6 protein-coding genes and 1 pseudogene are annotated in these 6,000 nt (G+C 72.0%); 2 read left to right on the top strand and 5 right to left on the bottom strand.

Annotated elements, in window-relative coordinates; all coding sequences use genetic code 11:
* Positions 1–278: pseudogene (locus tag ACFYPA_RS10580) on the bottom strand (coagulation factor 5/8 type domain-containing protein); the annotation flags it as partial.
* 290 nt (positions 279–568) lie between these two features.
* Here ACFYPA_RS10580 and ACFYPA_RS10575 point away from each other — a divergent pair.
* Entirely contained in the window at positions 569–1,222 is a 654-nt protein-coding gene (locus ACFYPA_RS10575; protein WP_389131084.1) for a class I SAM-dependent DNA methyltransferase, read from the top strand.
* Between the two features lie 73 nt (positions 1,223–1,295).
* Here the strand turns inward: ACFYPA_RS10575 and ACFYPA_RS10570 are convergent, their stop codons facing one another.
* Both ACFYPA_RS10570 and ACFYPA_RS10565 read right to left on the bottom strand, forming a co-directional pair.
* Positions 1,296–1,853, bottom strand: coding sequence for a TetR/AcrR family transcriptional regulator (locus ACFYPA_RS10570; RefSeq protein WP_389131045.1), 558 nt, complete (start codon positions 1,851–1,853; stop codon positions 1,296–1,298).
* Between the two features lie 55 nt (positions 1,854–1,908).
* Positions 1,909–2,487 carry a sugar O-acetyltransferase gene (locus ACFYPA_RS10565; RefSeq protein ID WP_389131043.1) on the bottom strand — a complete coding sequence of 193 codons (579 nt, stop codon included), beginning with the start codon at positions 2,485–2,487 and terminating at the stop codon, positions 1,909–1,911.
* Positions 2,488–2,564: 77 nt separating this feature from the next.
* Here ACFYPA_RS10565 and ACFYPA_RS10560 point away from each other — a divergent pair, with 77 nt between their 5' ends.
* The gene (locus tag ACFYPA_RS10560; protein WP_389131041.1) at positions 2,565–3,767 is read left to right on the top strand and encodes an MFS transporter; all 1,203 of its coding nucleotides are present in this window, start codon (positions 2,565–2,567) and stop codon (positions 3,765–3,767) included.
* Here the strand turns inward: ACFYPA_RS10560 and thrS are convergent.
* Together thrS and ACFYPA_RS10550 are read right to left on the bottom strand one after the other, a co-directional pair.
* Positions 3,764–4,984: a threonine--tRNA ligase gene (gene thrS / locus ACFYPA_RS10555; protein ID WP_389131038.1), complete on the bottom strand. Its 1,221-nt coding sequence runs from the start codon at positions 4,982–4,984 to the stop codon at positions 3,764–3,766. The two genes, ACFYPA_RS10560 and thrS, sit on opposite strands and share 4 nt — an antisense overlap.
* A gap of 218 nt (positions 4,985–5,202) precedes the next feature.
* Positions 5,203–5,931 (bottom strand): class F sortase, encoded by a 729-nt coding sequence (locus ACFYPA_RS10550; protein WP_359087101.1) that lies wholly within the window; start codon positions 5,929–5,931, stop codon positions 5,203–5,205.
* Positions 5,932–6,000 lie beyond the last annotated feature (69 nt).

Raw genomic sequence — 6,000 nt, 5'->3', positions numbered from 1 at the left:
CCGAACTGGGCCGACTCCTGCTGCTTGAACACCGCGTCGACCTTGGCCTGGATGTCGGGCGTCGACGGGTCGAACACCATCACGTTCGGCCCGAGATCGCCGCCGCCCTGGATGGTCTGTGCGTCCTCGCCGAAGGCGGTCTGCGCCGTGGGGACGGCCATGAGGAGCGAAACGGCGAACGCGGCGAACCCGAACGTGCGGTTCCGGTGCCGACGGCGGGAGGTGGTGGGGTTTCCCGTGGGGGGAGTTGTGGGGTGTTCCGTGGGGGGAACATGCATGGGTTACGTCTCCAGAGTCGTGGTAGGGGAGGACACGACGAGCTTGTGGGGAAGCTGTTGAGAGCGCTCTCTGACGGGAGTTGATGGTTCCGTCGTTACCCGGAAGTCGTCAAGAGGTGTGCAACAGGAGCCTCAATGGATCTCTCCCGGCGCAACAATTAACAGCGGTAGCACGGCAATTGCTCCGTTCTGTGCTCAGTTCGGGGCGCGCTTGGGTTCAGAGGATGACGCGTGTGGTCGCACGAGTCGCCGGGGTCCTTCGGCCGCTAGGGTCGTGAGGTGTGACCCCCATACCGACGCTGCCCGCGACCCGCGCCTACTACGACACCGTCGCCGAGGACTATGCGGAACGGGTGAGACTTCCGTTCGCGCAGGATGCGCTGGGGCGCGCGATGCTCGGCGCGTTCGCCGACGAGGTGCGGGCCGACGGCGGGCTGCCCGTGGCCGATCTCGGGTGCGGGCCGGGGCATGTGGCCGCGCACCTGGACGCGCTCGGCCTCCGCGTCCGCGGAGTGGATGTGTCGCCGCGGATGGTCGACATCGCCCGCCGCGGCCATCCGGACCTGCGGTTCGAGGTGGGCTCGATGGACGCGCTCGGGTTCCCGGACGGCGCGCTCGGCGGCATCGTCGCCTGGTGGTCGATCCTGCACACTCCACCGGATCTGCTGCCGCTGCTCTTCGCCGAGTTCCAGCGTGTCCTTACGTCCGGAGGACGGCTGCTCCTGGGGTTCCACGCCGGGGACGGGCAGCCCTACACGGGGAAGGAGCGGGAAAACGGGGTGGCGTACGCCATCCATCTCCTCGACCCCGGACGCGTCGGCGCCCAACTGGCGGAGGCCGGCTTCACCGTCACCGCGAACCTGCTGGGCGAGGGGGAGAAGTGGCCCCAGGCGTGCGTGTTCGCCCGGGCCTCCGCGCGAGGGGGCGGCGCGTCGCAGGAGTGACCTGGCCGGCACCTCGGTCAGGTGGGGTGCCGGCCAGGGGCAAGGGGGCGGGCATCAGCGCAGGGGACGGGCGTCAGGAACATGCGCCGGGAGCCCGGGTGATGCGGGCGATCGCCTCGACGGTCAGGGCCCGGTCGTGGGGCTCCGTCTCCAGCGCGCGGTGGATGGACAGGCCCTCGATCAGCGCGTCGAGCTGGCGGGCAGTCGCCGCGTCGAAGTGCCACTCCAGGGCCACACGGCTGCGGCGCATCCACTCCCGGGTCAGCTCGCGGTAGGCGGGCTTGCGGGCGGCGAGGGTGTACAGCTCGTGGGTGAGGACCAGCTCGCGCTGGTTGCCGCCGGAAAGGTGGTGGACCAGATCGGCGACCGCCTCCCGCGCCTCGTCGGGCGTGTTGGCGGCACCCAGGCGCTCCTCGAAGACGGCGACGATGCTGCTGGAGAAGCGGATGAACGCCTCCCGCAGCAGCTCGTCCATGCCGCCGAAGTGGTACGTCATCGAGCCGAGCGGTACACCGGCACGGGCGGCGACCTTGCGGTGCGAGGTCCCGGCGACCCCCTCCTCCGCGATCAGGTCGAGCGCGGCGGCGATGATGCGCTCCCGCCGCTCGGGGTCGTTCTGTCCGGTCGCCACGTACTTCCTTCTGCCGAGAGGTTCCTGAGGGGTTCCTCAGAGGTCCCGAGGGGTTCTAGATCGAGCGGATCACCCGGGCCGGGTTGCCGACCACGACCACGTTGGCGGGAACGTCCTTGGTCACGACGGCTCCCGCGCCGATGACGCTGTTGTCCCCGATGGTCACCCCGGCCAGCACGATGGCGCCGCCGCCCAGCCAGACATTGTCGCCGATCGTGATCGGCCTCGCCGCCTCCAGCTTGTCCCGGCGCGGCTCCGGCTCCACCGGATGGGTGGGCGTGAGCAGTTGGACGTTCGGCCCGATCTGGCAGTCGCGGCCGATGGTGATCGGAGCCACGTCCAGGGCGGTGAGGTTGTAGTTGATGAACGTGTCCTCGCCGACCGTGATGTACGTGCCGTAGTCCACGTACAGCGGCGGCCGGATGTGCGCACCGGCACCCACGCCGCCCAGGAGCTCGGCGACCACGGGCTGCGCGGCATCGGGGTCCTCGGCGTAGGCCGCCAGATACCGGGCGGCCAGCCGCACGGCGCGCCGCTGGGCCTCCACGATCGCGGGGTCGTCGGCGATGTAGAGGTCCCCGGCGAGCATCCGCTCATGGTTCGTACGCGGGTCTCCCGCGAAGTGGTCCGTCATGGGTACGAGCGTACACTCCAGGGCGTACGATCGTACGCTCCTGCCCGATTCCTCTTCCGGACTGCCGAGGTCCTCCCATGGATGCCGCAACACGCCGTCGGCGTGCCGCACTGTTCCTCTTCATGCTCGCCGCCGGAACCGGCATGGCCTCATGGGTGGCACGCACCCCGGCCGTCAGGGACGGCCTCGACGTGTCCACCGGCGCGATGGGGATGGTGCTCTTCGGGCTGTCCACCGGTTCGATGGCCGGAGTGACCGCCTCCGGCCCGCTCGTACGCCGTTACGGGGCCCGGGCCGCGATCGCCTGCGGTGCGGCGCTGATCGTCGCCGGGCTGATGGTCGTCGCGGCGGGCACGGGCCTGGCGCTGGCGGGCGGGGTCTTCTGCGGACTGGCCCTGTTCGGCGGCGGGATGGGACTGGCCGAAGTCGCGTTCAACATCGAGGGCGCGGACGTGGAACGGGTCATCGGCCGGCCCGTCCTGCCGGTGCTGCACGGCTGCTTCAGCATGGGCACCGTGATCGGGGCGCTGCTGGGCATGGCGCTGACCGCGGCCGCGTTTCCCGTCGGATGGCATCTGGCCGCCGTCGCGGTGCTCGTCGCGACCGCCGCGATCGTGGCCGTCCGCGCGATCCCGCACGGCACGGGCAAGGAGGCGGCCCCTGCCGCCGGCCAGGGCGGACACCGCGGCCAGTTCGCGGTGTGGCGGGACCGGCGGCTCGCCCTCATCGGCGTGATCGTGCTGGCCATGGCCTTCGCCGAGGGGGCCGCCAACGACTGGCTGCCGCTGCTCATGGTGGACGGCTACGAGGTGAGCGCCACGGCCGGCTCGCTGACCTTCCTGATCTTCGCCTCCTCGATGACCTTCGGACGTTTCACCGGCGGCCCCCTCCTGGAACGCTTCGGCCCCGTCAAGGTCGTCCGGATCAGCGCGGTCCTCGCCGCGCTGGGCCTCGCGGTGGTGATCGTCGCGCCGAGCCCGGTGATGGCGGGCACCGCCACGGTGCTGTGGGGGCTGGGTGCCTCGCTCGGGTTCCCCGTCACCGTGTCCGCGGCGGGCGACCACCCGCACGACGCGGCGGCACGGGTCGCCGCGGTCTCCACCGCGGGCTATGTCGCCTTCCTGGTCGGTCCGCCCGCCCTCGGCTTCCTGGCCGACCACGTCGGGCTCCGGCTCACGATGACCGTCGTACTCGCCCTGCTGATCGTCGCGTCGACGCTGGCCGGAGCGCTCGGCACAGGCCGGAATGCCGAGGCCGAGGCGGAGCCCGTAACGAGTTAAGCGGCCTCCCACAGCTCGGAGCCGTGCGCCGCGACCTGCGCGCCGATCCCCGCCAGCACCTCCCCGACCGGCAGCGGATCGAGGCGGCGGCCGTCCCGCAGGCGCAGTGCCACCCGCTCGTCGGCCGCCTCCGCGGCGCCCACGACGGCCTGGTACGGCACCAGCCGGGCCTCCCGCACCCTGGCGCCCAGGCTGCCGCGCTCCCGGCCGCGGACCTCCGCGCGCAACCCGAGCGCGAGGCAACGGCGGGCGAGGTCCTCGGCGTTCGGGAGTTCGGCGTCCGAGACCGGGAGGATCACCAGCTGGACCGGGGAGAGCCAGGCAGGGAAGGCGCCGCCGTGCTGCTCGACGAGATGGGCGACGGCCCGCTCCACGCTGCCGATGATGCTGCGGTGCACCATGACCGGCCGGTGTTTCGCCCCGTCCGCGCCGATGTAGTGCAGATCGAAGCGTTCCGGCTGGTGGAAGTCGACCTGGACGGTCGACAGGGTCGACTCGCGGCCGGCCGCATCGGCGACCTGGACGTCGATCTTCGGCCCGTAGAACGCGGCCTCGCCCGCGGCCGCTTCGTACGGCAGCCCGGAGGAGTCGAGGACCTCGGTCAGGAGAGCGGCGGAGCGCTGCCACATCTCGGGCGCGGCGACGTACTTCCCGCCCGGCCCCGGCAGCGAGAGCCGGAAGCGGGCCGGGCGGATGCCCAGCGCCTCGTACGCCCGGCGGATCATCTCCAGCGCGGCCCGCGCCTCGTCGGCGACCTGGTCCATGGTGCAGAAGATGTGGGCGTCGTTCAGCTGGATGGCCCGCACCCGGGTCAGCCCGCCGAGCACCCCGGACAGCTCGGAGCGGTACATGCCGCCCAGCTCGGCCATCCGTAGTGGCAGTTCGCGGTAGCTGTGCGAGCGGGAGCGGTAGATGACCGCGTGGTGCGGGCACAGGCTCGGCCGCAGCACGACCTGCTCGCCGCCCAGCTCCATCGGCGGGAACATGTCGTCGCTGTAGTGCGACCAGTGCCCCGAGATCTCGTACAGCTCGCGCTTGCCGAGCACCGGTGAGTACACGTGCCGGTAGCCCGCCAGCCGTTCGGCGTCGCGGATGTACTCCTCCAGGGTGTGCCGCAGCACCGCGCCGTCCGGCAGCCAGTAGGGGAGGCCCGCGCCGATCAGCGGGTCGGTGTCGAACAGCTCCAGCTCGCGGCCGAGTCTGCGGTGGTCGTGCATGGCGGTCTCCTCGCGTACGAAGGGCGAGTCACCGCAAGCAGAAGCCCCGGGGCACTCGCCCCGGGGCACTCGCCCCGGGGCTTCGGACTGGTCAGCAGTCAGCGCGCCGGGACACTCTCCGGCGTCGTCGTCATCGCAGCGCGCTTCTTCACGCGAGGGACGCTAGCAGCGGCCCGCGGCCCGTCGCACCCGCTTTTCCGCCGGGGGAGCACGGCGGCTCATCCCTTCTTGGAGGAGTCGAGGTGCGCGAAAACGACCACGTTGTCCTCGTAGTCCTTGGCCTTCTTGTCGTAGTCGCCGCCACACGTGATCAGGCGCAACTGCGCGTCCGGGGTGTCGGCGTAGACCCGCTTGTCGGGGAACTTCGCCTTGCTGAACGTCTCGACGGTGTCGACCTTGAACGAGGCCACCGTGCCGTCCGTACGCGTGATGTCCACCGTCGCGCCCGGCCGCAGGAACCGCAGTTGGAGGAAGACGGCCGGGCCGGTCTTCGTGTCGACGTGTCCCGCCACGATCGAGGCGCCGCGCTCACCGGGCGTCACACCGCCCTTGAACCAGCCGACCAGGTTCTGGTCGTTCGGGGGAGGGGCGTCCAGGCGGCCCGAGGCCCCGATCGACAGCGGGGTGAAGGGGGCGTCCACGGCGATGGCGGGGATCTTGAGCCGGGTCGGTACGGAACGGGACAGGGCCGACGCGGTGGTGGGGGAGGGGGAGGCCTGGCGGGGGACGCCGGCGGCCGGTGCGGAGGCGGAGGCCGAAGCGGCCGGAGCCGCGGCGGCGGGCGCGGCGGCGGGCGGCTTGTCGTCGGCCGAGGGGGCGATGGAGTTGTAGATGAGGAGCATGCCGAGCCCCGCCACCGCGGCGGGCCAGAGCAGGGCGCGGCCGAGCGTGACGGTGTCGGAGGCAGTCCGGGAGGAGGGGGAACCGGGTGACTGCGGGGCGGCCATGGGAAGGTGCCTTTCGTCCGTGCGGGGCGGTGCGGTGGAGTGCCGGCGCGGGGCCGGGGCGGCGCCCCG

Origin of the sequence: Streptomyces sp. NPDC005775 (assembly GCF_042871565.1) — a bacterium.
Classification (GTDB): Bacteria; Actinomycetota; Actinomycetes; order Streptomycetales; family Streptomycetaceae; genus Streptomyces.
This window is presented reverse-complemented; position numbering and strand designations above follow the sequence as displayed.

Bases quoted from the DNA above. Each gene is read 5' to 3' on its own strand.
- ACFYPA_RS10565 (WP_389131043.1), bottom strand. From the start codon at position 2,487: ATGACGGACCACTTCGCGGGAGACCCGCGTACGAACCATGAGCGGATG.
- ACFYPA_RS10550 (WP_359087101.1), bottom strand. From the start codon at position 5,931: ATGGCCGCCCCGCAGTCACCCGGTTCCCCCTCCTCCCGGACTGCCTCC.
- thrS (WP_389131038.1), bottom strand. From the start codon at position 4,984: ATGCACGACCACCGCAGACTCGGCCGCGAGCTGGAGCTGTTCGACACC.
- ACFYPA_RS10560 (WP_389131041.1), top strand. From the start codon at position 2,565: ATGGATGCCGCAACACGCCGTCGGCGTGCCGCACTGTTCCTCTTCATG.